Raw genomic sequence first — 23,628 nt, forward strand, 5'->3', positions numbered from 1 at the left:
CGCTATATGGCGGTTCGGCCCGGCCAGCGCAACGAGCGTGCCCGCACCTGCCCTGCATCCGGCCCGCCGATCTCGCGCACGTCCAATGTCGGCAGGCGTTTGGTGTAGATCGTGAGATGCAGGATGCCGAGCGCCTCGTAGGGCATGGCGGGCTCGACGAACAGGCCGCGGCCGGCGTCCCAGGCCGGTGTGGCGTGATGGACCGGCCAGTTGCAGCGGCTGGGCAGCGGCTCGCAGGCGAAACCCCGGTCATAGACCAGCACGTTGAGCGCAACCTGGTCGGTCATGTCGGTGGAGCGCTGCAGCGCCTCGCCCAGCAGCCCGGCCCAGCCCTGCCAGTGCGGCGCATCGGCCGCGAGGGCGAAGACGCCGGCGTTGATCAGCGGATAGCGGATCAGACGTTCCGCCAGTTCCCGGTCGAAGGCGGCTTCGAACGCCGCGCCGTTGATCGACGAGAATTCCTGCCAGGCATGGCGGTAGTGCCGCATCGAGCGATGGATCTCCGGTGCCACGGCGAGGGCACCGGTGCGCGCGGCGGCGAGGAACAAGGCGACCGCGTCGCCCTGCTGCACCCAGCAGTCGCCGTCGATCCAGAGATAGAGGTCGTAGTTCGGGAAATAGCGCGGCAGGAACGGCCGGGCCGTCAGCGCCTTGTAGCCGTCCTTCAATGTTTCGCGGCCGGGAAAGTCGAAGTCCCATTGCGGTACCACCAGGGTGGCGCCGCGCGCGACACACCAGGCCCGCTGATCCTCGGTCAGTCCGCAATCGAGGACGCCCAGCGCCAGGGCGCGGCCCTCCGCCGTCGCCTGCAGCGAGGCGATGCAGTCGCGCATCAGGTCGAAATAGGCGGCATCGCCGCCGGTGATGGCGATGGCTCGTTGAGGGGCGGTCACGCCACGAAGATGGCGTATCGACAGGCTTTGCGCCACAGTCCGCGCCAACGAACGCCTCTCTGGGGGACCCTATGGGCAAGCATGTCGATTACTACGTCTCGCTGAACTCGCCGTGGACCTACCTCGGATCCGCACGCTTCGACGCCATGGTGAAGAAGCACGGCGCGACGGTCACGATCTGGCCGGTCGATTTCGGCTCGGTCTTCGCCGTGTCCGGCGGCCTGCCGCTGCCCAAGCGTTCGCCGCAACGCCAGGCCTATCGCATGATGGAGCTGAAGCGCTGGCGCGATCATCTCGGCGTGAAGACGACCCTGGAGCCCAAGTTCTTCCCGGCCAACGAGGTCCCGGCCGCCAAGTGCGTCATCGCCCTGCGCGAAGAGGGCCGCATGGCGGACGCGATCAAGCTGGCGCACGCCGTGCTGACCGGCCTGTGGGCCGAGGAGAAGAACAGCGGCGATCCGGCCACCTTGAAGGCGATCATCGACGGAAGCGGCCTCGACGGCACGGCGGTGATGAAGGCCAGCGAAGCGCCGGGCATCGCCGAGAAGCGCGAGGCCTACACCCAGCACGCCATCCAGCAGGGCGTGTTCGGCGCGCCTTCCTACGTCATCGACGGCGAGATCTTCTGGGGCCAGGATCGTCTCGACTTCGTCGAGCGCAAGCTCGCCTCCTGATCGGCGCGTCTGTCGACGATCCGTCACCGGCCGCCTGCCCCGGAAGTCAGGCGTTCGCATGATGGACCGACAAGCGCCCAGGCCGCATCCACGACCTCGACAAGCGAGACAGCGTCGAGGCCGATGGAGCGCGCATAGTTTCGCCACTGGCGCTGCCTTGCCGCATCGTCGACGAAAGCCTGCGAAAGGCCGACTGGCCGACCCGATGGTATTGCGGTCTTCCTGCGGTCGAACGTCGCGCTGATTGCAGCGTCGAGATCGACCGCACGGATGTCGAGCGCCTTCGGAATGGGCCCACAGATCGTGGAAGTCCTTCATACGTCCGTTGATTAGGCCAAGAGCGACGATCGCCTGAAATTTCTCGGCGACGACGGCCGCCGGTGGATAGGCCTGAATGGAAGGCTCCTCCATTCCCAGAATGGAAGGATAGTTCATCTGCTCGAGCTTCGGCGCGACGGCGTCACCGAAGCCGATGTCCACCGTCACCGGAATGCGCGTTCTGTCGAGGTACGCCGTCGTTCGAAGGCGGACGCCTCCATATTCCATCCTTTCGCGGATCTGATCTGCCCGCAGTGCGGCAACGTCGAATACGAGGGCATCGTCGACGCCCGCAGCCATGATCTCCGCAAAAGTCGCCTTCAGTTCATCGGGTGTGGACTCTCCAAAACCGAGAAAATCGGCGTCCGCGTTTCCCGATTGTCGCCGCCGATCCACCGGGTCACGAGCATTCCGCCTTTCAGCGCAAAGCGGGCGCGATGAGGGGAGATGGACAGGCGGTAGAGCAGCCGCTCGAGCGCGTATCGCACCAGCACGACTTCATGGACCCGACCTTCGGCACGCGCGAAGTCGAGCAGACGCTGCCTTATCGACGCTGCGGATGTCCGCCGCCCGTCAGCCATCGGACGCCAGCGCTTCAAGGTAGGGCCGCATGATCTTCCACGCGCCACCGTCCTGGGCGGACTGGGCGATCTCCGCAGGTGTCGCCTTGCGGCTTCGCAGTGCGGCGCGCAGCGCCTCGATGGCAATCGATCGATCGACCGACCGGCTGCGAAATACGTCGGCAAGCGTCTTCACCACCGAGAATATCGGGACATCGACCCCGGAAATCCGATGCTTCTCGACGCCCTGCGTCATGTATTTCTCTGGGAATTCCGTGATGCGGATAGGAGGGTAGGTGGTGACAGGCGCCCAGTCGCGCGGACTGATCGCGATCCAGACCTTCCTCGGCATCTGGTCGGTCAGCTCATGGAAGGCGAGCGCCGATATCAGAGCGATCACTCCCTTGGGCACCAGCTTGGATGCCTCTGCCAGCGACTGGTCGGCAGACAGTTCGGCATCGACCCGTCGATAGAGCCCTCGCGCAATCCTGACGAGTTTCCCAGCCGCCACGGCCCGCGAGATGGTGGGCGCCGAGACGCCCTCCCGCCGCAGCTCGTAGGCGCGCACGATCGGGTGTGTCTCAAGGAGAGCCGAGAGGCGGTCGCGTTGTGATGGTCGATCCATGAGTTTGGAACATATCATGGGGGAAAATACACCCCACACCCAGAATATGTTACAAACTCACGGGCTCAGGAACGTCGCCGCCGCCACCGCGATCGTGTTGTTGATGATGTGCGCCACGATCGTCGGGACCAGCGAGCCGGTGCGCCAGCGCAGCCAGCCGAACCAGAAGCCCAGCGGCAGGACGAGAAGAATGTGCAGGGGCTCTGTATGGGCGGCGGCGAAGGCCAGCGAGCTGAGCACGAAGGCGACGAGGTTGTTCCAGCGGCCGGCCAGCCAGCCATAGAGCAGACCGCGAAAGACCAGTTCTTCCGTGATCGGTGCCAGCAGGCCCAGGACGGCCAGGGTCTCGAGCGCCTGGACGCCCTCGATGCCCTCGGTAACCTGCCGTACCCCCTCGGGCTGGGGTCCGAGCTGGCTGACGACGAAGGACAGGACCGTGGTGCCCAGCACCGCGAAGACGACCGGTCGCCAGCCCACGGACCTCAAACCCAGGGCGGCCGGCGCATCGCGGCCCAAAGGGAGGACGGCGATGAGGAGCGCCAGCAGGCCCGCCCCGAAGAAGGCGGCCAGCACGATAAGGTTGGTCCGCTCGGGCAAAAGCCAGAACGCCGCCAGCCCGATCAGCGGTGCGACGACCAGGAAAGCCAGCACGGACCAGCCCGGAAGGCGCCGGGAAGTGTTATCGATCAATGGGTTAGACGACTCGTCCAAGCGTTTTGACTCCTGACGCGGCAGGCTTTATACCCCGCCGGCTCAATCGGTCGTGCCGATTTACAAGGTTCCCCCTTCGGGGAGCTCCGCTGATCCGCGAAGGTTCGCGCATCGGCGCCATACGTCTTTGAGCAAACGGGAGCGCGATGTTCGAGGGTCTTAGCAAGCGTCTGGGTGACGTATTCGACAAGCTGAGGGGGCGCGGTGCGCTTTCCGAGGCCGATGTCGACGCGGCCCTGCGCGAGGTCCGCACCGCCCTGCTCGAGGCCGACGTCGCCCTGCCCGTCGTCCGCCAGTTCATCGACCAGGTCCGCCCGAAGGCGATCGGCGCCGACGTCATCCGCTCGGTCACGCCGGGCCAGATGGTCATCAAGATCGTCAACGACCACCTGGTCGAGATGCTGGGCGGCACCGTCGCCGATCTCGATCTGGGCGCCATCCCGCCGGTCGTCATCCTGATGGTCGGCCTGCAGGGCTCGGGCAAGACCACCTCCTCGGCCAAGATCGCCTATCGCCTGAGCCAGGGCCCGCAGGGCATGGCGGCAGAGATGTTCGGCGGCAGCTTCTCGACGCGCCGCAAGGTCATGATGGCCTCGCTCGACACGCGCCGCCCGGCAGCGCAGCACCAGCTCAAGGTGCTGGGCGAGCAGACCGGCGTTCCGACCCTGCCCATCGTCCCGCTCGAGATGCCGCTCGCCATCACCCGGCGTGCCCTCGAGACGGCCAAGCGCGAGGGCTTCGACGTCCTCATCCTCGACACGGCGGGCCGGCTCTCGATCGACGAAGAGCTGATGAAGGAGGTCGCCGACATCAGCGACCTCGCCAAGCCGAAGGAGACGCTGCTCGTCGCCGACGCCATGACCGGCCAGGACGCCGTGAACGTGGCCAAGGCGTTCAACGACCGGCTGGCCGTCACCGGCATCGTGCTGACCCGCGTCGACGGCGACGCGCGCGGCGGCGCGGCGCTGTCGATGCGCGCCGTCACCGGCCGCCCGGTCAAGCTGATCGGCGTCGGCGAGAAGTTCGACGCGCTGGAGCCGTTCCATCCCGACCGCATTGCCTCGCGCATCCTCGGCATGGGCGACATCGTCTCGCTGGTCGAGCGCGCCGCCGAGACGATCGACAAGGAAGACGCCGAGAAGCTCGCCGCCAAGGTCCGCAAGGGCCAGTTCGACATGGACGACCTGCTCAGCCAGCTGCGCCAGCTGCGCAAGATGGGCGGCCTGTCGGGACTGATGGGCATGCTGCCGGGCGCCATGCAGGCCAAGGCCGCGATGTCCAAGGCCAAGATCGACGAGGGTCAGCTGAAGCGTCAGGAGGCGGTCATCCTGTCGATGACGCCGAAGGAACGGCGCAATCCTGACCTGATCCACGCCTCGCGCAAGAAGCGCATCGCCAAGGGCGCGGGCGTTCAGGTGCAGGACGTCAACAAGCTGCTCAAGCAGCACGCCGACATGCTCAAGATGATGAAGCGGGTGAACAAGCTCGGCGAAAAGGGATTCATGCGCAGCCTGGGTGGTATGGGCGGCATGGGCGGCCCGCCCGGCTTTCCGCGCTGAAGGTTCGACGAAGTTAGACAGATCAGACGTATCGAAATCGAAAGATAGAGAGAGGACTTGAGAGAATGATCGCAATCCGCATGACCCGGCACGGTGCCAAGAAGCGTCCGTTCTTCCACATCGTCGTGGCCGATTCGCGCAGCCCGCGCGATGGCCGCTTCATCGAGAAGCTGGGCACCTACAACCCGCTGCTGCCGCGCGACCATGCCCAGCGCCTGACGCTCGACAAGGAGCGCATCGCGCACTGGCTGAAGGTCGGCGCGCAGCCGTCCGACCGCGTCGCCAAGTTCCTGTCGCAGGCCGAGCTGATGAAGCCGCGCGAGCGCCGCGAGCAGACCAAGAAGTCCGTGCCGCGCGCCAAGGCGCAGGAGCGCATGAAGGCCGAGGCTGCTGCGGCCGCTGCCGCCGCGCCGGCCGCCGAGGAAGCTGCGGCCACCTGATCGGGTGGCGGCTTCGATGAGCAAGGGTCGCGTCCTGCTGGGCGTCGTTGCGGCGCCCCATGGGGTCCGCGGCTTGGTGCGCATCAGGAGCTTCACCGAGGACCCGATGGCGATCGCCTCCTATGGCGCGCTGTCGGACGAGAAGGGAACGAAGGAGTACCGGGTCGAGGCGCTGAGCTCCGTAAAGGGCGCGGTCCTGGCCCGGATCGAGGGCGTAGCCGATCGCACGGCGGCCGAGGCAGTCCGCGGCTTGCGGCTCTATGTGGAGCGCGAGCGCCTGCCGGAGACGGGCGAGCGGGAGTGGTACGAGGCGGACCTGATCGGGCTCGCCGCGTTCGACCGGGAAGGCCGAAACTGGGGGAAGGTCATGGCCTTCCACGATTTCGGCGCCGGAAGGACGATGGAAGTGTCGGGAGGCAGCGCATCGAGGCATTCGGTGATGCTGCCCTTCACCGACGCGGCGGTGCCCGAGATCGACGTCGAGGGCGGCAGGGTTACGGTCGATCCGCCGGCAGGATTGCTGACGGGTGGGCCGGCGAAGGAGGCGGAGGACTAACGTGTGGCGCGCGACCGCGCTGACGCTTTTCCCGGAGATGTTTCCGGGCCCGCTGGGCGAGAGCCTGGCCGGCCGGGCGCTGAAGGAAGGCGTGTGGTCGCTGGAGGCCGTCGACATCAGGCGGTTCGCCGGGGACCGCCATCGTACGGTGGACGATGCACCGTTCGGAGGCGGCGCCGGCATGGTGATGAAGCCCGACGTGCTGTCGGCGGCGATCGAAGCGGTCGCCGTACCGGGGGTACCGAAGGTCCTGCTCTCGCCGCGAGGCGCGCCGTTCAGTCAGGCGCGCGGGCGGGAGCTGGCGGCGGGGCCGGGCGTGTTGCTGGTGTGCGGTCGGTTCGAGGGCGTCGACGAGAGGGTCATCGAGGCCCAGGCGCTGGAGGAGATATCGGTCGGCGATTTCGTGCTTTCGGGCGGCGAGATCGCGGCCATGGCGATGATGGATTGCTGTGTACGGCTGCTGCCCGGGGTGATGGGCGCGGCGGACTCGGCGAACGAGGAGAGTTTCGAGGACGGATTGTTGGAGTACCCGCACTACACCCGGCCCGCGACCTGGGCGGGACCCGACGGAATCGAACGGCACGTGCCGGAGGTTCTGCTCTCGGGTCACCACGGCAAGGTCGCCGAGTGGCGGATGAAGCAGCGGGAAGAGATCACGCGGAGGCGGCGGCCCGATCTTTGGGCCCGTCGCCGGACCGCAGTTGGAAACGATGAGAAGTGACGAAAGGATGGATGCGATGAACATTCTCGACGCGATCGGCCAGACGACGATCGACAAGGTGCAGGAAGAGCGGCCCGTTCCGTATTTCGAGTCGGGCGACACCCTCAAGGTGCACGTCAAGGTGCAGGAAGGAAACCGCGAGCGTCTCCAGATCTACGAGGGCCTGTGCATCGGCCGCAAGAATGCCGGCGTGAACTCCTCGTTCACGGTGCGCAAGATCAGCTTCGGCGAAGGCGTGGAGCGCGTGTTCCCGCTCTACAGCCCGAGCATCTGGGAAATCGAGGTCGTGCGTAAGGGCGTCGTGCGCCGCGCCAAGCTCTACTACCTGCGCGAGCTGCGCGGCAAGGCGAGCCGCATCGCCGAGGACACCGAGGCCCAGCGCGAGCTGCTCGCCACGCAGGCGGAGGAGGCTCTCAAGCGTCCGCGCCGCGAGAAGCTCAAGAAGGAAAAGCCGAAGGAAGAGAAGAACGTCCGCGCCGCCAAGGGCGGCGGAAAGAAGTAGCAGGCGCAGCATGGCGTTCCGCAAGAAGTCGGCCACCCCGCCGGCCCCGCCGCCGCCACCGCGGACCCTGTTCGAGAAGATCTGGGACAGCCACGTCGTCCATCGCCAGGACGACGGCACCTGTGTCATCTACATCGACCGTCACCTCGTTCACGAGGTGACGAGCCCGCAGGCCTTCGAGGGCCTGCGCATGGCGGGACGGCCGGTGCGCCGGCCCGACGCCACCATTGCGGTCGCCGACCACAACACGCCGACGACGGACTTCAGCCAGGGCATCGAGGACGAGGAGTCGCGCGTCCAGGTCGAGACGCTCGAGAAGAACGTCGCCGACTTCCATGTGCCCTACTTCGGCCTGAACGATCCGCGCCGCGGCATCGTGCACGTGATCGGCCCCGAGCAGGGCCTGACCCTGCCCGGCATGACGATCGTGTGCGGCGACAGCCACACCTCGACGCACGGCGCGTTCGGCGCGCTGGCCTTCGGCATCGGCACCTCCGAGGTCGAGCACGTGCTCGCCACGCAGACGCTGATCCAGAAGCCGGCCAAGAACATGCGCGTGTCGGTCGAAGGCAGCCTGCCGCTCGGCGTCACGGCCAAGGACGTCATCCTGGCCATCATCGGCAAGCTCGGCACCGCCGGCGGCACCGGCTACGTGATCGAGTATGCCGGCCGCGCCATCCGCGAGCTCACGATGGAAGGCCGCATGACGGTCTGCAACATGTCGATCGAGGCGGGCGCCCGCGCCGGCCTGATCGCGCCCGACGAGACCACCTTCCAGTATCTCGAGGGTCGCCCGTACGCGCCGAAGGGCGGGGCGTGGGATCTGGCGCTCAGCCAGTGGCGCCGTCTGCCGTCGGACAAGGGCGCGCACTTCGACGTGCAGCTCGACCTCAGCGCCTCGGACATTCCGCCGATGGTGACCTGGGGAACGAGCCCACAGGACGCGCTGCCGATCACCGACGTCGTTCCCGACCCGGCCAATGCGCCGGACGAGAACCGCCGCGAGGCCTGGACCCGGTCGCTGGCCTATATGGGCCTGACGCCGGGAACGCGCCTCGTCGACGTGCCGATCGACCGCGTCTTCATCGGCTCCTGCACCAACGGCCGCATCGAGGACCTGCGCGCCGCCGCCGAGATCGCGCGCGGCCGCAAGGTCGCCTCGACCGTGTCGGCCATGGTCGTGCCGGGCTCCGGCCTGGTGAAGGCCCAGGCCGAGAAGGAAGGTCTCGACAAGATCTTCCTCGAGGCCGGCTTCGAATGGCGCCTGCAGGGCTGCTCGATGTGCCTGGCGATGAACGCCGATCGCATCGAGCCGGGCCAGCGTTGCGCCTCGACCTCGAACCGCAACTTCGAGGGCCGCCAGGGCCGTGGCGGGCGCACCCATCTGGTGAGCCCGGCGATGGCCGCCGCCGCCGCCATCCGGGGCACGCTCGCGGACGTTCGCGACTTCCAGTAGACGCCGTTCCTTGTGACGAACGGAAGACGGGCGGTGCCACAGGGCACCGCCCGTTTCTATTTGCAGTCGGGAACGCTCATGGCCAATGTAGCGTTCGCTTCACCAACGATAGGGGGAGAGACACATGGCCAGCGTTCCGAATTCGGGTTCCTCCGCTCCGCCCCCGCCTCCCGTCTGGGACGCGACGCCGGCAGGCACCACGCCGGTGGGCTATGGCGGCTTCTGGATCCGCGTCGTGGCCTACATCATCGATGCCATCCTGGTCAGTATTGTCCTCGGCGTCGTGACGGCCGTCTTCGGCATCAAGTACATGGACTTCGAGCATCCGGAGAATTTCGACCCCACGGTGAACCTGCTGTCGCTCCTCGTCTTCTGGCTCTATTTCGCCCTGATGGAGAGTTCCGAGAGGGGCGCCACAGTCGGCAAGATGGCGATGGGCCTGCGGGTGGTGAGCAACGACGGCAAGAGGATCAGCTTCCTCAACGCCACGGGGCGGTATTTCGCCAAGATCCTCTCGGGGATGATCTTCTGCATCGGCTACATCATGGTGGCCTTCACCGACCGCAAGCGCGGCCTGCACGACATGCTCGCCAGCACCCTGGTGATCAAGACGCGGTAGCTTTGGCTATTGAGCACCCATCACCCCAAGTCTTCGAACGCTATGATTTACTGCCCTGCATCGGCGCTCGACGGTCTGACTAATCCAATTAGGCCGCAGGATCCCTTCAGTTATCGATTACCACCGCTCTATGACTCTCGTTAGCTTCGCCGAGTGGGAGACTGAGAAAATGGATTAACAAGAGGATCCGCTAACGCTTGATTACGGCGTTCGTTAATAAGTCGGAATCTGTTTAGCTGCTCTTCCCAATTTCGATCTACATCCGAATAGGCAGGCAAGAGCTTGAGGAATCCTCCTCTAAACTGACTAAGTATATATTCCGCCCTTCTACCTCTCTCCACTGAACGAATAATATATTCAAACAATACACTATTGCCGAACAAGTTCCTGTCGACTTGTAGTTGAGCTATGGGATGCCCAGGCTTCTCCCAATTTACTTTGATGACTTCGCTTAAGTATGCGGCACCAATTCGGCCGTTCACAAAACGCAATGCCGCATTGCTATGCTCGAACCACGCCATACCCAACTGCGAATCCCACCCTAGCTCCTCACGGATGACACCTTGAATTATTGACCAACGAACAACTGGATGGGGGTAGTTAGTCAATGTGACAACATCAAAAGATCTACTCCGCCAATCGGTGAGCGTGACGGCACATGCTAACCCTACCGCAAACGGCCAGAGTGCCTTTTGCAATACCTCAGCGATCGAGACCCTCCCGCTTGCGAGAGAATCGCTCTCCGCCTGTACAATGGCCAATATCGGACCAGTCAAGGATCTCGCCGACTGTTGATCCGCCGAAACTTCTAAACCTTCTAGGATCTCCTTACGTGTCATTCCAAGAGTAGACTTGGAATCCCAAGCATCAGGCTTTCTGTTTATCTCTTGAGCCAATTCGAAGTGCCCACTGTCGATGTGCGCGAGCTCGTGATAGGAAAAAAACAGGAACGCTGCGCTGAGCATATGCAGTCGTGTGAGCTGATCACCGCGAGCGGGAAGTGCGAATTCAGCAAGAAGACTCTTAGTTTCGTCGCTGTTCAGAGCATGCTCTGGATCAAAAATGCATCTGAGGCGTCCTGGGATGGCATTGGCAACATCTCTCTTGTCGGTCGGCGAGAGTTTCTGCTCAACCAATCCAAGTCGATCCAAAGTCGGAGACAACATTATTGTTAAGAGTAGATAAAGCCTATTGAATACTCCGGTGGGAAAGTAGATCGAGTAAATACCTTGCGATTTTCGCGTGCACCTGGGTGCAATCGCATCATCCGAATAGAAGCGGACGGTAATATCTTTCGCTGGATCGCCGCCTTGGAATGCTTGTTTAGCGACAAGCATACATTCGCAGACGTACTTGAAGGCGTTGCCATCCAGTATCTCCCGCATTATTGGGCGGGCCTCGGACAAAGGCGTCGAATACCGTACTTAACTATCATTGCCGTCAGAACAAGCACAGGAACGCCACCAACCGATGTTAGAACGATATCCAATATCGTTGTAATTAAAGTGACTTCTTCCAGTTCCCTATCTCGCTCTAAGATTGAGATAATTCTCTTGTCGGAACAAATCTTGGCTGCCAAATCAGCCAAGGTTTCTTCAAAAATGGTTTTGCCGAGTTGTCTGTCACTTTCAGGTGGCGTCTCAGAAGCCCCAAACAAGATGACATTCTCACCTTGGGCAAGTGCGGCTTCCAATACAGACATATCTTCAGCCATTAGACGACGAATCACATCTACACTTTCAAGCATTCCGCCCCCAGTCCATGCGCTTGCTCACCCAATTCTAACACCACCACCACTGCGTGCAATTCGGTTACTCAAACCATCAAAAGAATCCATCCCCAACGATATTTGCACCGGCCTCCCCCAGTTGACCTCACCCAGCGCGGCGAGCATCGCGGAGCGACATACTCCTTGTCGTTTGGCGTAGATTTTGCTCACCTGGGTTCCAAAAGTGACTTTGCGCTGGGTGGCAGCTTGGAACCGGCTGACTCACGACTGCGGAACATCCCAGGAGTGGCAAGGTCGGGGTTTGTGCCGCCACCTTGACGAAGGTGAAGAAAGCCCGTTTATTCCGGCCTTTCCGGGAGGTCTCATGGAGAAATTCACGACGCTGAGCGGCGTCGCTGCGCCGCTGCCCATGGTCAATGTCGACACCGACATGATCATTCCGAAGCAGTTCCTGAAGACCATCAAGCGCACGGGCCTGAAGGACGGCCTGTTCTACGAGATGCGCTGGACGGCGGACGGCCAGAAGAAGGACTTCGTCCTCGACCAGCCAGCCTACCAGAATGCCAAGATCATCGTGGCGGGCCCCAACTTCGGCTGCGGCTCGAGCCGCGAGCATGCGCCCTGGGCACTGCTCGACTTCGGCATCCGCTGCATCATCTCCGAGGATTTCGCGGACATCTTCTACAACAACTGCTTCAAGAACGGCATCCTGCCGATCAAGGTGCCGAAGGAGATCGTCGACAAGCTGATGGACGATGCCAGCCGCGGCTCCAACGCCATCATCGAGATCGACCTCGAGAAGCAGGAGATCAAGGGTCCGGACGGCGGCACCGTCCACTTCGACATCGACCCGTTCCGCAAGAAGTGCCTGATCGAAGGCCTCGACGATATCGGCCTCACCATGGAGAAGAAGTCGGAGATCGACGACTTCGAGCGCCGCCAGAGCGAGTCCCAGCCCTGGCTGCACGGCGCGTCCTGATCACATCGAACGCCCGCACATTGTCATCCCGAGCGCAGCGAGGGACCTTTCCACGGTCTGAGCAAGGGTCCCTCGCTGCGCTCGGGATGACAGCGGGTTTTTGAACTTCAAGCCATACAATCAACGGAAGACCTGACCATCATGGCGTCCAATCGCAATCTGCTCGTGCTGCCCGGCGACGGCATCGGCCCCGAGGTGATGAACGAAGTCCGCAAGATCATTGCCTGGATGGGCAAGAAGCGCGCGATCGGCTTCGACATCAAGGAAGACCTCGTGGGCGGCGCCGCCCTCGACAAGCACGGCGTGCCGCTCAGCGACGACGCCATGAAGACCGCCCTGGAAGCCGATGCCGTGCTGTTCGGCTCGGTCGGCGGCCCGAAGTGGGACACCGCCGATTTCAGCAAGAAGCCCGAGCGCGGCCTGCTGCGCCTGCGCAAGGAGATGGACCTCTTCGCCAACCTGCGCCCGGCCAAGGTGTTCGACGCGCTGGTCGATGCCTCGTCGTTGAAGCCCGAGATCGTCAAGGGCCTCGACATCATGATCATCCGCGAGCTGACCAGCGGCGTCTATTTCGGCGAGCCGCGCGGCCGCCACACCAATGCCGCCGGCGAGATCGAGGCCTTCGACACGCAGCGCTACACGGCCCCCGAAATCCGCCGCGTCTGCGCCGTCGCCTTCGAGCTGGCCCGCAAGCGCAAGAACAAGGTGCTCTCCTCGGAGAAGGCCAACGTCATGCACACCGGCGTGCTGTGGCGCGAGGAGGCGACCAAGCTGCACAAGGAGCAATATTCCGACGTCCAGCTCAGCCACATGTATGCCGACGCGCTCGCCATGCAGCTGCTGCGCGCGCCCAAGGAATTCGACGTGATCGTCACCGACAACCTGTTCGGCGACATCCTGTCGGACGAAGCCTCGATGCTGACCGGTTCGCTGGGCCTCCTGCCCTCGGCTTCGCTCGGCGCACCCGACGCGGCCGGCCGCCGCAAGGCTCTCTATGAGCCGATCCACGGCAGCGCGCCCGACATCGCGGGCAAGGGCCTGGCCAATCCGATCGCCCAGACGCTCAGCTATGCGATGATGCTTCGCTACTCGTTCGACCTCGGCAAGGATGCCGACATGGTCGAGCTGGCCGTCGAGAACGTGCTGAAGGCGGGTTACCGCACCGGCGACCTGCTGGTGGGCAACACCGACGGCGTGAAGAAGGTCGGCACCCAGGAGATGGGCGACGCCATCGTCAAGGAACTCGACCGCCTGAGCTGATCGGGCGGTCGTCGCCGGCCCCGGCGGATCAGCCTCTCAGGATCGATCCCAGCACGCCGCGCAGCACGGCGCCGCCGATGGTGGCGCCGATGGATGCCGCCTTGCCCTTTCCGAACACCGCCTTCGCCGCCTCGCGCGCGGCGATGGTGGCCGCGCTGCGGCCCGCGGCCTTGGCGACGGTGATGCCGATCGAGTCGCGCTGGCGGCCGGCCGGCACCTTCTTCGGTGCCGGCGTGGGTGGTTGAGGCTGGGGCTGGGCCTTCTTGAGGCGCGGCTCGGGCCGCGGCGCCGGCGGGATTGGCTGTTCGACTTCAGGTGGCGGCTCTTCCGAACGAGGTCCCCATGGCCCGGTCTTGGCCGGCACAGTAGGCGGCACCGATCCATACTGGCCGCGGCGACGCGGTGCCGGAGTGGATTCGGGGGCAGCCGGCGTGGCGATCCGGCCGGTCAGCACCTCATAGGCCGACTGGCGATCCACGACCTTGTCGTACCTGCTGGCCAGCGGGCTCGCCGCCATCACGGCCGCGCGCTCCTCCACCGTCGCCGGCCCGATGCGGCCCTGCGGCGGCGCGATGAAGCAGCGTTCGACCGGGAACGGCACGCCCTTGGCGTCGAGGAACGACAGCAGCGCTTCGCCGACACCGAGTTCGGTGATGACCTGCGCGGCATTGAACGCCTTGTTCGGGCGGAACGTCTCGGCCGCCACCTTCACCGCCTTCTGGTCGCGCGGCGTGAAAGCGCGCAACGCATGCTGCACCCGGTTGCCGAGCTGGCCGAGGACCGACTCCGGCACGTCGAGCGGATTCTGCGTGATGAAGTAGATGCCGACGCCCTTGGAGCGAATCAGCCGCACCACCTGTTCGATGCGCGACAGCAGTGCCTTTGGCGCATCGTCGAACAGGAGATGCGCCTCGTCGAAGAAGAACACGAACTTCGGCTTGTCGAGATCACCCACCTCGGGCAGCGATTCGAAGAGTTCGGACAGCAGCCACAGAAGGAAGGTCGCGTAGAGGCGCGGACTCTGCATCAGCCGGTCGGCCGCCAGGACGTTGATGGCACCGTAGCCCGCGGGATCGCAGCGAATCATGTCGGTCAGCACGAGGGCCGGCTCGCCGAAGAACCGTTCGCCGCCCTGCTGGCTGAGCGTCAGGAGCTGGCGCTGGATGGTGCCGACCGACGCCTTGCTGACATTGCCGAATTCCGTCGTGAGCGTGCCGGCATTCTCGGCGACCCATTGCAGCAGCGCCTGCAAGTCCTTGAAGTCGAGCAGCAGCAGGCCCTGCTGGTCGGCGATCCTGAAGACGATGTTGAGCACGCCTTCCTGCGTCTCGTTGAGCTGCAGCAGGCGGGCCATCAGCACCGGCCCCACTTCGCTCACCGTCGTGCGGATCGGATGGCCCTTCTCGCCGAACAGGTCCCAGAAGATCGTCGGGAAGGCGCGTCCGGCATAGCCGTCGATGCCGAGCTGTTTCGCGCGCTCGAGCGCCCGTGGATTGTCGCCGCCGGGCTGGCTGACGCCCGACAGGTCGCCCTTCACGTCGGCCATGAAGACCGGCACGCCATAGGCGGAGAAGCCCTCGGCGATGGTCTGCAGCGTGACGGTCTTGCCCGTGCCGGTCGCGCCGGCCACGAGGCCGTGGCGGTTGGCATACTTCAGCAGGAGATACTGGTCGGCCTCGCTTGCTCCCACGAAGATCGCATCGTCGCTCATGCCGTCTCCTCTGCATCGGCGCCGATTTTAGCCACAGCGACCCGCCCATAGTAGGTTAGCCGCATGTCCCTGCCCCGTCTCGCCCTCGCCGTGATCGGCGACGAAATCGGCCCGTCCCTCGACGAAATGATCTCCTTCTGCGGCGAAAACGAGGTGCGGCGCCTCGACATGCGCACGGTGGAGGGAAGGAACCTGCTCGGCCTGTCGCTGGATGAAGGCGGCGCGATCGCGCGCCGGATCGAGCAGGCCGGCCTCACGGTTCCGACCTTCGTGTCGCCGCTGCTGAAATGGGCCGCGCCCGGCAAGGGCAGCGAAGGCGGCAAGGTCGACTTCGCCTTCGATCCGGCCGATTGCCCCGCCGACGATCCGCTGGTGCATGCCTTCGACATGGCCACCGTGTTCGGCGCCGAGAAGATCCGCGTCTTCACGCACTTGCGCTATCCCGGTTACAAGCCAGCCGATCTTTTCGGACGTTTCGAGCGGTTGGCCGATCTCGCCCTCACCTATTCCATCAACGTCGAGATCGAGAACGAACCGGTCTGCAACATCGGCTCTCTGGCCGAACTGGCCGATTTCTTCACCGCGATGGAAGAGGCCATGGCGCCCAATGCGATGCCGGCACACCTGCGCCCGCTGGTCGATATCGGCAATGCCTGGTCGATGGGCGCACCGCCGACCGATGCCGAGATCGCCGTACTGGCCCCTCTCGTCGACCTCATCCATCTCAAGGACCGCGACCTGTCGGCCAAGCGCACCGTGCCGCTGGGCGATGGCGACGTGCCGTGGGCGAAGGAACTCACGCGGTTGCTGACCGGATCGGCCAAGGCTCCAAACCCGGTCCGGGAAATCCATGCCAGCATCGAAACGCATTGCCCGCAGGACGGCCGCAACGCGACCGCCCGCTCCGTCGCCGCCCTGCGCCGCATCGCCGCCGAGATCGGCGTCGAAGTGGTTTAGAAGGATTGCCCGAATTTCATAACCACTCCGTCATCTCGACCGGAGCCGAGCGTAGCTCGGCGGAGTGGAGAGATCTTCTTTCCTCGATTTGACGGCTTTAATTGGAAAAGAGGTCTCTCCACTCCGCACCTTCGGTGCTCCGGTCGAGACGACGGGTTTATTTCAGTGCGTCTAAGCGGGCGTGATGACGAAGCCGGCGCGGGGGAAGTGGACCACGACGTCGCCGACTTGCTCGTCGTGACGCTGGATCGAGACGCGGTCGTTCGTCAGCCCGACGAGCGTGCCACTCACCGGCACCTTGCCGGTATCGTCGGGCGTGACGCTGACCGTCTGGCCGGCCTTCAGGCCACTGGGATCGTTGGCGTCGACGCTGGTCGCCTCGGGGGTCGCGGCTTTCGCGATGGCGATCGCGTCAGCTGCGCGGATCTCTGTCGGGCTGCCGCTGCCGGCCGCCTTCATGCGCTCCGACCAGGCCGTGATCAGCGGCAGCCGGTCGAGCGGCGGCACAGGCTTTCCGCTGCCCAGCCGCTCCTTGATGAACCACACCGGATTATAGAGCGCGCAGTCGGCCAGGCACGGAGCGTCACCCAGCAGATAGGATCGTCCGTCCGCCAGCATCTGTTCGGCCATCACGAGCTGGGCATGGGTCTGCTGCAGCGCCACCGACGCGGCGGCCTTCAGCGCGGCCGCGTCGAAGGAGCGGCCCGAGAAGGCGGCACGGTCCTTGAGGAACGCCTCCGGCAGCTTGTCGCCCAGCGCGCCCATGACGACGCCGACCGCCGCCCAGAAGATGTTTCGGTCGATCCACATGGCGAGCGCCCTCGCCTCACCTTCCCTGCCCTTGGGCAAGAGCGGCGGTGTCGGCGCGCGCTTCTCGATCTCGAGCATGATCAACTGCGTGTCGCAGTAAATGTCGGCCCCGACCTGCATCACCGGTGTCTTGCGATAGCCGCCGGTCAGCGGCATCAGGTCGGGCTTGGGCAGCATGTTCGGGATCGTGACCGACTTCCACGCGGCCTTCTTGACCCCGAAGGCGATCCGCACCTTCTCCGAGTAGGGCGAGTTCGGATAGTGATGCAGGATCATGTCGGTCATGAGCGCAGGGCCTCGATGTTGGCGGCGTAGCGTTCCGGTCCTCCGGTGAACACGGCGGTACCGGCGACGAGCACGTCGGCGCCGGCCTTGATGCAGCGCTTCGCAGTCTCGACGTTGACGCCGCCGTCGACCTCGAGGTCGATCGGCTTGCCCAGCGCGTCGATCGCCTTGCGCAGGGCGGCGATCTTGGCGAGCTGGCTTTCGATGAAGGCTTGGCCGCCGAACCCCGGATTGACGCTCATCACCAGCACGAGGTCGAGATCGCCCAGCACATGCTCGATGGCGGAAAGCGGCGTCGCGGGATTGAGCACCGCGCCGGCCTTGCGGCCGAGACCCTTGATGAGCTGGATCGTGCGGTGGACGTGCGGCCCCGCCTCGGGGTGGAACGAGATCACGTCGGCGCCGGCCTCGACATAGGCCGGCACCAGCGGATCGACCGGCGAGATCATGAGGTGGACGTCGAACGGCTGCCTGCTGTGCTTGCGCAGCGCCTTCACCACCATCGGCCCGATCGTGAGATTGGGCACGAAATGCCCGTCCATCACGTCGACATGGATCCAGTCGGCGCCGGCTTCGGAGATCGCCTCGACCTCGCGGCCGAGCGCGGCGAAATCCGCCGACAGGATGGAGGGGGCAATGCGGACGGGCTGTTGCGGCATGAATTACCTTTGGGAGGGGGCCTCAGGTTCCGGGGCGGGTCGGGGCTTCCCAACCCTTGCGCCGGAAGGGATTGGCCGGGAAGGAGCCCAGCATCTTCAGTTCCTCGGAGAAGAAGCCAAGCTCCTCCAGGGCCAGCAGGACGTTGCGCTGTTCGGGATGACCCTCGACCTCGGCATAGAACAGCGCCTGCTCGAAGCGGGCGCCGGACAGGTAGCTTTCCAGCTTCACCATGTTGACGCCGTTGGTCGCGAACCCGCCCAGCGCCTTGTACAGCGCCGCCGGCCGGCTCTTCACCCGGAACAGGAAGGCCGTCATGCATTGCACGGTGCGCCAGTCGGGATGGGCCTCCTCGCGCGAGAAGACCAGCATGCGGGTGGTGTTGTGGTCGGCATCCTCGATGTTCTTGGCCAGCACCTTGAGATCGTAGATGCGGGCGGCCAGCGACGAGGCGATGGCACCGACGCTGGCGTCGCCGATCTCGGCGATCTCGCGGGCGGCGCCGGCGGTATCGGCGTGAACCACCGGCTGCAGCCGGTGCTTCCTGAGGAAGTTGCGGCATTGGGCCAGCGCCTGGACATGGCTCTTGACCGTCCGGATGGACTTCAGCGACGCGCCCGGCAGGGCGACCAGGCAGTGCTCGACCCGCTGGAAGTGTTCGGCCACGATCTTCAGCTTCGTGTGCGGCAGCAGGCTGTGCAGGTCGGCCACGCGGCCGGCGATCGAATTCTCGACCGGGATGATGGCCAGCTCCGCCTTGCCGGCCTGGACGGCGCCCATGGCGGCGTCGAAGGTCGGGCACGGCAGGGTCGTCATGTAGGGAAAGGCCGCGCGGCAGGCCATGTCGGAATTGGCGCCGGGTTCGCCCTGGAAGGCGATGATGTTGCTGGCGACGGCCTTGCCCTGCCGCTTCTCGCCCCGACTTTTTGCCATTTGCCGAACTCTCCCGTGCCGCGTTCCGAGGCCCACCGATAGGCGAAAAACCTCGTAATATCCGGCACTTGCGACGTTCCGCCGCGCGATCTGCCGGACATCATGGAATACTACTGGCGGCCGTGCGGGCATGCTACAGCAGCGTCCGTAGAATTTGCCGCTTCGGGATTTGATATGGCCAGTTTCAACACGATCGCAGGCTGCGTTTTGGCTTCCGCCCTCTTCGCAATGGTGGTCGGCAAGGTCTCCAATGCCGTCGTGCACCCGCACAAGCTGGACAAGCCGGCGCTCGCCGTCTCCGACGATGCGCCGACGCAGACGGCCGCCGCGCCGGCCGCCGTCGAGATTCCGCCGATCGGTCCGAAGCTCGCCGGTGCCAACGTCGACGCGGGCAAGGCCCTCTTCCAGAAGCAGTGCTTCTCCTGCCACACGGTCGACAAGGGCGGCGCCAACAAGGTCGGCCCCAACCTGTGGGGCGTGGTCAACCGGCCCAAGGCCAGCCACGCCGGCTTCACCTACTCCTCGGCTCTGACCGGCAAGGGTGGCGACTGGAGCTATGAGGACATCGACCACATGATCTTCAAGCCGAACGCCTACGTGCGCGGCACGAAGATGGCGTTCGCCGGCCTTCCCAAGGAGCAGGATCGCGCCGACGTGATCGCCTACCTGCGCACGATGGCCGACACGCCCGCACCGCTTCCCTAAGTGGTTCCGCCGAATCTCGTCGCGCTGGCCAACCAGCTTGCCGACGCCGCCCGGCCGATCGCGGGCCGCTACTTCCGCACCGGCGTCACGGTCGACGACAAGTCCGACCTGAGCCCCGTCACCATCGCCGACCGTGAAGCGGAGACGGCGATGCGCGAACTGCTCAGCCGCCACGTCCCCGACCATGGCGTGTTCGGCGAGGAGCATGGCGCGGTCCGCACCGACGCCGAGTATGTCTGGGTGCTCGACCCGATCGACGGCACCAAGGCCTTCATCACCGGCCTGCCGCTGTTCGGCACGCTGATCGGCCTGTTCCACCGCGGCAAGCCGGTGCTCGGCATCATCGACCAGCCGATCCTGCGGGAACGCTGGCTGGGCGTCGACGGCGAGCGCTCGACCCTGAACGGCAAACCGATCTCGGTGCGCGCCTGCGCCGGCCTCGCCAGCGCGTACATGTATTCGACCGCGCCCGGCATGTTCGCCGAGGGCTATGCCAAACCGCATCAGGCGCTCACCGAAAAGGTGAAGCTCTTCCGCTGGGGCGGCGACTGCTACGCCTACGGGCTGCTGGCGGCGGGCCATGTCGACCTGGTCGTCGAGGCGGACCTCAAGCTCTACGACTACGCGGCGCTCATTCCCGTCATCACGGGCGCGGGCGGCACCATCACCGACTGGAAGGGCAAGGCGCTCGACATGCATTCCGACGGAGCGGTCGCCGCGGCCGGCGACCCGGCGGTTCACCGCGCCGCGCTGGACATCCTCTCGGCATAGGTCGCACGCTCGACATCGTACCAGACGATGTCGGTGAAGCCCTTGTAGTCAACCCGCTTGCGGTAGGTGAGGCCGATCCGCTCCATCACGGCCCGCGAGGCGCGATTCTCCTCCAGCGTGATCGCGAAGACGTGGTCGAGTTCGAGCGTCTCGAAGCCATAGGCCAGGGCGGCGCGCGCCGCTTCCGTCGCATAGCCCTTGCCCTGGGCCTCCGGATGCAGCGACCACAGGACCTCGACCCCGTCGAACTGCTCGATGAAGTTCAGCCCGGCATGGCCGATCAGCCTTCCGTCGTGGAACACGCCCCAGGGCGCGTAGCGGCGTTCCTGCCAGGAAACGGCAAATCGCTCGATGGCTGCATGGGCCAACGCCACGAAATCGCCTTCCTGCCCCGTGCCCGGGGCCGGCGGCAGCCATCGGGCCACCTCGGGATGAAAGCGCATGGCCGCGTAGTCTTCGGCATCGGCGGCCAGCAGGGGCCTGAGCGAAAGGCGCTCGGTCGTCACGATCGTCATGGTCGAGGCACTTTACACAACTTTACCGGCGCGAGATGGGCGCGAAACCGGGACTCTCCATGTTGGCTTCACGGGGACAGCAACCCGAACCAGATGGAGACAGACATGACGAACCTCAGCATCAAGACGGTAATGGCCGCCCTCCTCGCGGGCAGCCTCGCGGCGACCGCCGGCATGCCGGCCTTTGCCCGGGCGGACGGCGGGTCGGTCGATCCGGCGAAGTTCCAGGAGCGCATCGAGAAGCGCGTCGACAAGGCACTGAACGGCACCGACGCGACGCAGGACCAGAAGAAGCAGATCGTCGGCATCCTGCAGGCCGCCTTCGCCGACATGAAGCCGCTGCACGCCCAGCGCGTCGAGAACCGCAAGGCGATGCGCGCGGCGCTCGAGGCCCCGACCATCGACCCGGCGAAGATCGAGCAGATCCGCGCCGAGCAGATGAAGATCGCCGACGCGAGCTCCAAGCGCTTCACCAAGGCCCTGACCGACGCCGGCAACGTGCTGAACGCCAGCCAGCGCCAGGCCTTCTTCAAGACCTGGAGCGACCACAAGCACGGCCCCCGGAAGGGCTGACGGCGGATGACATCGGGGCTGCGCCGGTCGGATACTGAGCCCATGGCCGAGCGCATCCTGATGATCGACGACGACGACCGCCTCGCCGGGATGGTCTCCGACTATCTCGGCGGGGCGGGCTTTCGCGTGACCGTGGCCAACACCGGCCGCGACGGCGAGGCCCAGCTCAAGCGCGAGACATTCGACGCAGTCATCCTCGACCTGATGCTGCCCGATGCCGACGGGCTCGACCTGTGTCGCCGCCTGCGCGGCACCAGCGACGTGCCGATCCTGATGCTGACCGCACGCGGCGAGCCGATGGACCGTGTCGTCGGCCTCGAGCTGGGCGCCGACGACTATCTCGCCAAGCCCTTCGAGCCGCGCGAGCTGCAGGCCCGCCTGCGCGCTATCCTGCGCCGCAAGGGATCGACGGCGCCGAAGGAAGACGTGCTGCGCTTCGGCCGGCTCGAGATCGACAAGGGCGCCCGTGTCGTGCGGGTCGACGGCGAGGAACGCACGATCACCTCCTACCAGTTCGCGCTGCTGCTGGCGCTGGCCGAACGGGCGGGCCGCGTGCTCTCGCGCGACGCGCTGATGGATCTGCTGAAGGGCGAGAAGCTCGAAGCCTTCGACCGCTCGGTCGACGTCCACATCAGCCGCATCCGCGCCGCCATCGAGGACGATCCCAAGAAGCCACGCCGCATCCTCACCCTGCGCGGCACCGGCTACGTCTTCGCCAAGGACCAGGATCGATGAGAACGAGGCCTGTTCTTCGCTGGGGGCGCGCCACTCCAGTGGCGCGATCATCATCTGTCGGCATTCCGCATGACGCGCCACTGGAGTGGCGCGCCCCCAGCCTCGATCGCTGACTATGCAGCGCCTTTACCTGCAGTTCTATGCCACCATCCTCGTCGTGCTGGCGGTGTTCGTCGGCGCGGCGGTGCTGTTGTGGCGGGTGGCCGACGACGACAATCGCACGCCGCAATATCTCGACGTCGCCGCCGAACTGACCGGCGCGCTGCTGCCGGACGCCACGGCGCCGCGGACCGACCAGCAGCGCGCGATCGAGGGGCTGCAGCGCAAGCTGCGCTTCGACATCGCGCTCTACGAGCCCGATGGCGACATGATCGCCATGGCCGGCAAGCCGCCGCCGCGCTTCGAGCCCATGCGCGCGCGCACCGGCTGGCGGCGCGGACCGGGCGGGCCGAACTTCGTCCTGCAACTGCCCGACGGCCGATGGCTGGTGGCACGCCAGGTGCGCGAGCGGCCCAACCCGATCTTCTGGATTGCCGCCGCGCTGGGCCTGGTCGCCGTCGCCGTGGCGATCGCTTCCTTTCCGGTCGTGCGCGGTCTCGGCCGGCGGCTGGAACGGCTCAAGGCGGGTGTCGACCGGCTGGGCGGCGGCGATCTCAGTGCCCGCGTGAAGGTCGAGGGCCGCGACGAGCTGGCCGCCCTTGCCGCGAGCTTCAACCGCTCGGCCGAGCGCATCGAGGAACTGGTCGCCGCCCACCGGTTGCTGCTGGCCAATGCCAGCCACGAGCTGCGCACGCCGCTCACGCGCATCTCGGTCGCGGCCTCGCTGCTGGGCGACGCCGCCGATCCCAAGACCCGCGAGTCGCTGAAGCGCGACGTGGCCGAGCTCGACCAGCTGATCGAACAGATCCTGCTGGCCAGCCGGCTGGAGGCGCTGCCCACCCTCGAACGGCGCGAGCCGGTCGACCTGCTGGCGCTGGCCGCCGAGGAAGCCTCGCACTACGACGTCGAGGTGGACGGCGAGCCGGTGACGGTCTCCGGCGATCGCACCCTGCTGCGCCGTCTCGTCCGCAACCTCGTCGAGAATGCGCAGCGCTACGGCGGCGGCACCCCGATCGAGGTTTCGGTGAAGCGCGACTCCGACTGCGCCGTGCTCGAGGTCACCGACCGCGGGCCCGGCGTGCCCGAGGCCGAGCGACAGCGCATCTTCGAGCCCTTCTATCGCATGGCCGGCGCGGCCGAGAGCGGCCGCGGCAGCGGCCTCGGCCTCGCCCTGGTCCTCGACATCGCCCGCCGCCATAGCGGTGACGCGGTTTGCCTTGCGGCAGAAGGCGGCGGCAGCTGCTTCCGGGTCGACCTGCCGGCAACGTGAAGTGC

At 65.5% G+C, this 23,628-nt stretch carries 27 protein-coding genes and 1 pseudogene; 16 read left to right on the top strand and 12 right to left on the bottom strand.

The genetic code is table 11. The annotated features are described in order from the left end of the window. Positions 1 to 2: 2 nt before the first annotated feature. Positions 3 to 893 (bottom strand): hypothetical protein, encoded by an 891-nt coding sequence (locus EPO41_RS05740; protein ID WP_296321708.1) that lies wholly within the window; start codon positions 891 to 893, stop codon positions 3 to 5. 71 nt (positions 894 to 964) lie between these two features. Between EPO41_RS05740 and EPO41_RS05745 the strand changes: the two genes are divergently transcribed. After that, a complete protein-coding gene (locus tag EPO41_RS05745; RefSeq protein WP_296321710.1) occupies positions 965 to 1,567 on the top strand; it encodes a 2-hydroxychromene-2-carboxylate isomerase in 603 nt (200 codons plus the stop codon). Between the two features lie 342 nt (positions 1,568 to 1,909). Here the strand turns inward: EPO41_RS05745 and EPO41_RS05750 are convergent. The 4 genes and pseudogenes from EPO41_RS05750 to EPO41_RS05765 form a co-directional block, all read right to left on the bottom strand. Then, positions 1,910 to 2,281: pseudogene (locus EPO41_RS05750) on the bottom strand (nucleotidyl transferase AbiEii/AbiGii toxin family protein); the annotation flags it as partial. Next, positions 2,206 to 2,466 carry a nucleotidyl transferase AbiEii/AbiGii toxin family protein gene (locus EPO41_RS05755; RefSeq protein ID WP_296321712.1) on the bottom strand — a complete coding sequence of 87 codons (261 nt, stop codon included), beginning with the start codon at positions 2,464 to 2,466 and terminating at the stop codon, positions 2,206 to 2,208. The gene EPO41_RS05755 and the pseudogene EPO41_RS05750, both read right to left, overlap by 76 nt. Beyond that, the gene (locus EPO41_RS05760; protein ID WP_296321714.1) at positions 2,459 to 3,070 is read right to left on the bottom strand and encodes an AbiEi antitoxin N-terminal domain-containing protein; all 612 of its coding nucleotides are present in this window, start codon (positions 3,068 to 3,070) and stop codon (positions 2,459 to 2,461) included. Before EPO41_RS05760 ends, EPO41_RS05755 begins: the two co-directional genes overlap by 8 nt. Before the next feature lie 57 nt (positions 3,071 to 3,127). Beyond that, positions 3,128 to 3,760, bottom strand: a complete 633-nt coding sequence (locus EPO41_RS05765; protein WP_296321716.1) for a type II CAAX endopeptidase family protein — start codon at positions 3,758 to 3,760, stop codon at positions 3,128 to 3,130. A gap of 167 nt (positions 3,761 to 3,927) precedes the next feature. On the opposite strand from EPO41_RS05765, the gene ffh reads away from it, so the two are divergent. The 7 genes from ffh (at position 3,928) to EPO41_RS05800 (ending at position 9,634) form a co-directional block, all read left to right on the top strand. After that, on the top strand, positions 3,928 to 5,340 hold the full coding sequence (gene ffh / locus EPO41_RS05770) for a signal recognition particle protein (protein ID WP_296321719.1): 1,413 nt from the start codon (positions 3,928 to 3,930) through the stop codon (positions 5,338 to 5,340). A gap of 65 nt (positions 5,341 to 5,405) precedes the next feature. Then, positions 5,406 to 5,780, top strand: coding sequence for a 30S ribosomal protein S16 (rpsP, locus tag EPO41_RS05775; RefSeq protein WP_296321723.1), 375 nt, complete (start codon positions 5,406 to 5,408; stop codon positions 5,778 to 5,780). Positions 5,781 to 5,796: 16 nt separating this feature from the next. After that, complete coding sequence (gene rimM / locus EPO41_RS05780) at positions 5,797 to 6,336, top strand: ribosome maturation factor RimM (protein ID WP_296321725.1); 540 nt, start codon at positions 5,797 to 5,799, stop codon at positions 6,334 to 6,336. A gap of 1 nt (position 6,337) precedes the next feature. Continuing rightward, complete coding sequence (trmD, locus tag EPO41_RS05785) at positions 6,338 to 7,057, top strand: tRNA (guanosine(37)-N1)-methyltransferase TrmD (protein ID WP_296321727.1); 720 nt, start codon at positions 6,338 to 6,340, stop codon at positions 7,055 to 7,057. A 16-nt stretch (positions 7,058 to 7,073) separates the two neighbouring features. Continuing rightward, entirely contained in the window at positions 7,074 to 7,559 is a 486-nt protein-coding gene (rplS, locus tag EPO41_RS05790; RefSeq protein ID WP_296321730.1) for a 50S ribosomal protein L19, read from the top strand. Positions 7,560 to 7,569: 10 nt separating this feature from the next. Continuing rightward, positions 7,570 to 9,015, top strand: coding sequence for a 3-isopropylmalate dehydratase large subunit (gene leuC / locus EPO41_RS05795; RefSeq protein ID WP_296321733.1), 1,446 nt, complete (start codon positions 7,570 to 7,572; stop codon positions 9,013 to 9,015). Between the two features lie 124 nt (positions 9,016 to 9,139). After that, positions 9,140 to 9,634, top strand: a complete 495-nt coding sequence (locus tag EPO41_RS05800) for an RDD family protein (RefSeq protein WP_296321736.1) — start codon at positions 9,140 to 9,142, stop codon at positions 9,632 to 9,634. 140 nt (positions 9,635 to 9,774) lie between these two features. On the opposite strand, the gene EPO41_RS05805 is transcribed toward EPO41_RS05800, so the two are convergent. Together EPO41_RS05805 and EPO41_RS05810 are read right to left on the bottom strand one after the other, a co-directional pair. Further along, the gene (locus EPO41_RS05805; RefSeq protein WP_296321739.1) at positions 9,775 to 11,040 is read right to left on the bottom strand and encodes a hypothetical protein; all 1,266 of its coding nucleotides are present in this window, start codon (positions 11,038 to 11,040) and stop codon (positions 9,775 to 9,777) included. Then, positions 11,019 to 11,381: a hypothetical protein gene (locus EPO41_RS05810; protein ID WP_296321742.1), complete on the bottom strand. Its 363-nt coding sequence runs from the start codon at positions 11,379 to 11,381 to the stop codon at positions 11,019 to 11,021. Before EPO41_RS05810 ends, EPO41_RS05805 begins: the two co-directional genes overlap by 22 nt. A 346-nt stretch (positions 11,382 to 11,727) precedes the next feature. On the opposite strand from EPO41_RS05810, the gene leuD reads away from it, so the two are divergent. Beyond that, positions 11,728 to 12,342 (top strand): 3-isopropylmalate dehydratase small subunit, encoded by a 615-nt coding sequence (gene leuD, locus EPO41_RS05815; protein WP_296321745.1) that lies wholly within the window; start codon positions 11,728 to 11,730, stop codon positions 12,340 to 12,342. Positions 12,343 to 12,483: 141 nt separating this feature from the next. Next, positions 12,484 to 13,602 (top strand): 3-isopropylmalate dehydrogenase, encoded by a 1,119-nt coding sequence (gene leuB, locus EPO41_RS05820; RefSeq protein ID WP_296321747.1) that lies wholly within the window; start codon positions 12,484 to 12,486, stop codon positions 13,600 to 13,602. Positions 13,603 to 13,630: 28 nt separating this feature from the next. On the opposite strand, the gene EPO41_RS05825 is transcribed toward leuB, so the two are convergent. Beyond that, the gene (locus EPO41_RS05825; RefSeq protein WP_296321750.1) at positions 13,631 to 15,313 is read right to left on the bottom strand and encodes a helicase HerA-like domain-containing protein; all 1,683 of its coding nucleotides are present in this window, start codon (positions 15,311 to 15,313) and stop codon (positions 13,631 to 13,633) included. Between the two features lie 63 nt (positions 15,314 to 15,376). Between EPO41_RS05825 and EPO41_RS05830 the strand changes: the two genes are divergently transcribed. Then, on the top strand, positions 15,377 to 16,270 hold the full coding sequence (locus tag EPO41_RS05830; protein ID WP_296321753.1) for a TIM barrel protein: 894 nt from the start codon (positions 15,377 to 15,379) through the stop codon (positions 16,268 to 16,270). A gap of 171 nt (positions 16,271 to 16,441) precedes the next feature. Here EPO41_RS05830 and EPO41_RS05835 read toward each other — a convergent pair whose 3' ends face one another. Genes EPO41_RS05835 through EPO41_RS05845 form a run of 3 tightly spaced genes read right to left on the bottom strand, consistent with a single transcriptional unit; the run spans position 16,442 to position 18,955 of the window. Next, entirely contained in the window at positions 16,442 to 17,365 is a 924-nt protein-coding gene (locus tag EPO41_RS05835; protein WP_296321755.1) for a glutathione S-transferase family protein, read from the bottom strand. Further along, entirely contained in the window at positions 17,362 to 18,024 is a 663-nt protein-coding gene (rpe, locus tag EPO41_RS05840) for a ribulose-phosphate 3-epimerase (protein ID WP_296321757.1), read from the bottom strand. Before rpe ends, EPO41_RS05835 begins: the two co-directional genes overlap by 4 nt. Before the next feature lie 22 nt (positions 18,025 to 18,046). After that, positions 18,047 to 18,955, bottom strand: coding sequence for a prephenate dehydratase (locus tag EPO41_RS05845; protein WP_296321759.1), 909 nt, complete (start codon positions 18,953 to 18,955; stop codon positions 18,047 to 18,049). Positions 18,956 to 19,129: 174 nt separating this feature from the next. Here EPO41_RS05845 and EPO41_RS05850 point away from each other — a divergent pair, with 174 nt between their 5' ends. Continuing rightward, entirely contained in the window at positions 19,130 to 19,660 is a 531-nt protein-coding gene (locus EPO41_RS05850) for a cytochrome c family protein (RefSeq protein ID WP_296321762.1), read from the top strand. Beyond that, positions 19,661 to 20,431 (top strand): histidinol-phosphatase, encoded by a 771-nt coding sequence (gene hisN / locus EPO41_RS05855; RefSeq protein ID WP_296321764.1) that lies wholly within the window; start codon positions 19,661 to 19,663, stop codon positions 20,429 to 20,431. Here hisN and EPO41_RS05860 read toward each other — a convergent pair. After that, positions 20,398 to 20,946, bottom strand: coding sequence for a GNAT family N-acetyltransferase (locus EPO41_RS05860; RefSeq protein ID WP_296321767.1), 549 nt, complete (start codon positions 20,944 to 20,946; stop codon positions 20,398 to 20,400). The genes hisN and EPO41_RS05860 overlap by 34 nt on opposite strands. A gap of 105 nt (positions 20,947 to 21,051) precedes the next feature. Between EPO41_RS05860 and EPO41_RS05865 the strand changes: the two genes are divergently transcribed. The 3 genes from EPO41_RS05865 to EPO41_RS05875 all read left to right on the top strand — a co-directional run bounded on the left by EPO41_RS05865 (position 21,052) and on the right by EPO41_RS05875 (position 23,623). After that, positions 21,052 to 21,519, top strand: coding sequence for a Spy/CpxP family protein refolding chaperone (locus tag EPO41_RS05865; protein WP_296321770.1), 468 nt, complete (start codon positions 21,052 to 21,054; stop codon positions 21,517 to 21,519). Positions 21,520 to 21,561: 42 nt separating this feature from the next. Next, positions 21,562 to 22,254 carry a response regulator gene (locus EPO41_RS05870; protein ID WP_296321773.1) on the top strand — a complete coding sequence of 231 codons (693 nt, stop codon included), beginning with the start codon at positions 21,562 to 21,564 and terminating at the stop codon, positions 22,252 to 22,254. 115 nt (positions 22,255 to 22,369) lie between these two features. Beyond that, the gene (locus EPO41_RS05875) at positions 22,370 to 23,623 is read left to right on the top strand and encodes a HAMP domain-containing sensor histidine kinase (RefSeq protein WP_296321776.1); all 1,254 of its coding nucleotides are present in this window, start codon (positions 22,370 to 22,372) and stop codon (positions 23,621 to 23,623) included. Positions 23,624 to 23,628: the final 5 nt, after the last annotated feature.

It is taken from the genome of Reyranella sp. (genome assembly GCF_004297265.1).
In the GTDB taxonomy this organism is placed as follows: Bacteria; Pseudomonadota; Alphaproteobacteria; order Reyranellales; family Reyranellaceae; genus Reyranella.

What these genes read in the sequence shown, in the direction of transcription:
- rimM (WP_296321725.1), top strand. Translation starts at nt 5,797, where the DNA reads ATGAGCAAGGGTCGCGTCCTGCTGGGCGTCGTTGCGGCGCCCCATGGG.
- EPO41_RS05845 (WP_296321759.1), bottom strand. Translation starts at nt 18,955, where the DNA reads ATGGCAAAAAGTCGGGGCGAGAAGCGGCAGGGCAAGGCCGTCGCCAGC.
- leuB (WP_296321747.1), top strand. Translation starts at nt 12,484, where the DNA reads ATGGCGTCCAATCGCAATCTGCTCGTGCTGCCCGGCGACGGCATCGGC.
- EPO41_RS05825 (WP_296321750.1), bottom strand. Translation starts at nt 15,313, where the DNA reads ATGAGCGACGATGCGATCTTCGTGGGAGCAAGCGAGGCCGACCAGTAT.
- EPO41_RS05865 (WP_296321770.1), top strand. Translation starts at nt 21,052, where the DNA reads ATGACGAACCTCAGCATCAAGACGGTAATGGCCGCCCTCCTCGCGGGC.
- leuC (WP_296321733.1), top strand. Translation starts at nt 7,570, where the DNA reads ATGGCGTTCCGCAAGAAGTCGGCCACCCCGCCGGCCCCGCCGCCGCCA.
- EPO41_RS05870 (WP_296321773.1), top strand. Translation starts at nt 21,562, where the DNA reads ATGGCCGAGCGCATCCTGATGATCGACGACGACGACCGCCTCGCCGGG.
- EPO41_RS05830 (WP_296321753.1), top strand. Translation starts at nt 15,377, where the DNA reads ATGTCCCTGCCCCGTCTCGCCCTCGCCGTGATCGGCGACGAAATCGGC.
- EPO41_RS05800 (WP_296321736.1), top strand. Translation starts at nt 9,140, where the DNA reads ATGGCCAGCGTTCCGAATTCGGGTTCCTCCGCTCCGCCCCCGCCTCCC.
- EPO41_RS05835 (WP_296321755.1), bottom strand. Translation starts at nt 17,365, where the DNA reads ATGACCGACATGATCCTGCATCACTATCCGAACTCGCCCTACTCGGAG.
- rpe (WP_296321757.1), bottom strand. Translation starts at nt 18,024, where the DNA reads ATGCCGCAACAGCCCGTCCGCATTGCCCCCTCCATCCTGTCGGCGGAT.
- EPO41_RS05850 (WP_296321762.1), top strand. Translation starts at nt 19,130, where the DNA reads ATGGCCAGTTTCAACACGATCGCAGGCTGCGTTTTGGCTTCCGCCCTC.
- EPO41_RS05810 (WP_296321742.1), bottom strand. Translation starts at nt 11,381, where the DNA reads ATGCTTGAAAGTGTAGATGTGATTCGTCGTCTAATGGCTGAAGATATG.
- EPO41_RS05875 (WP_296321776.1), top strand. Translation starts at nt 22,370, where the DNA reads ATGCAGCGCCTTTACCTGCAGTTCTATGCCACCATCCTCGTCGTGCTG.
- ffh (WP_296321719.1), top strand. Translation starts at nt 3,928, where the DNA reads ATGTTCGAGGGTCTTAGCAAGCGTCTGGGTGACGTATTCGACAAGCTG.
- leuD (WP_296321745.1), top strand. Translation starts at nt 11,728, where the DNA reads ATGGAGAAATTCACGACGCTGAGCGGCGTCGCTGCGCCGCTGCCCATG.
- rpsP (WP_296321723.1), top strand. Translation starts at nt 5,406, where the DNA reads ATGATCGCAATCCGCATGACCCGGCACGGTGCCAAGAAGCGTCCGTTC.
- EPO41_RS05755 (WP_296321712.1), bottom strand. Translation starts at nt 2,466, where the DNA reads ATGGCTGACGGGCGGCGGACATCCGCAGCGTCGATAAGGCAGCGTCTG.
- EPO41_RS05860 (WP_296321767.1), bottom strand. Translation starts at nt 20,946, where the DNA reads ATGACGATCGTGACGACCGAGCGCCTTTCGCTCAGGCCCCTGCTGGCC.
- rplS (WP_296321730.1), top strand. Translation starts at nt 7,074, where the DNA reads ATGAACATTCTCGACGCGATCGGCCAGACGACGATCGACAAGGTGCAG.
- EPO41_RS05760 (WP_296321714.1), bottom strand. Translation starts at nt 3,070, where the DNA reads ATGGATCGACCATCACAACGCGACCGCCTCTCGGCTCTCCTTGAGACA.
- EPO41_RS05745 (WP_296321710.1), top strand. Translation starts at nt 965, where the DNA reads ATGGGCAAGCATGTCGATTACTACGTCTCGCTGAACTCGCCGTGGACC.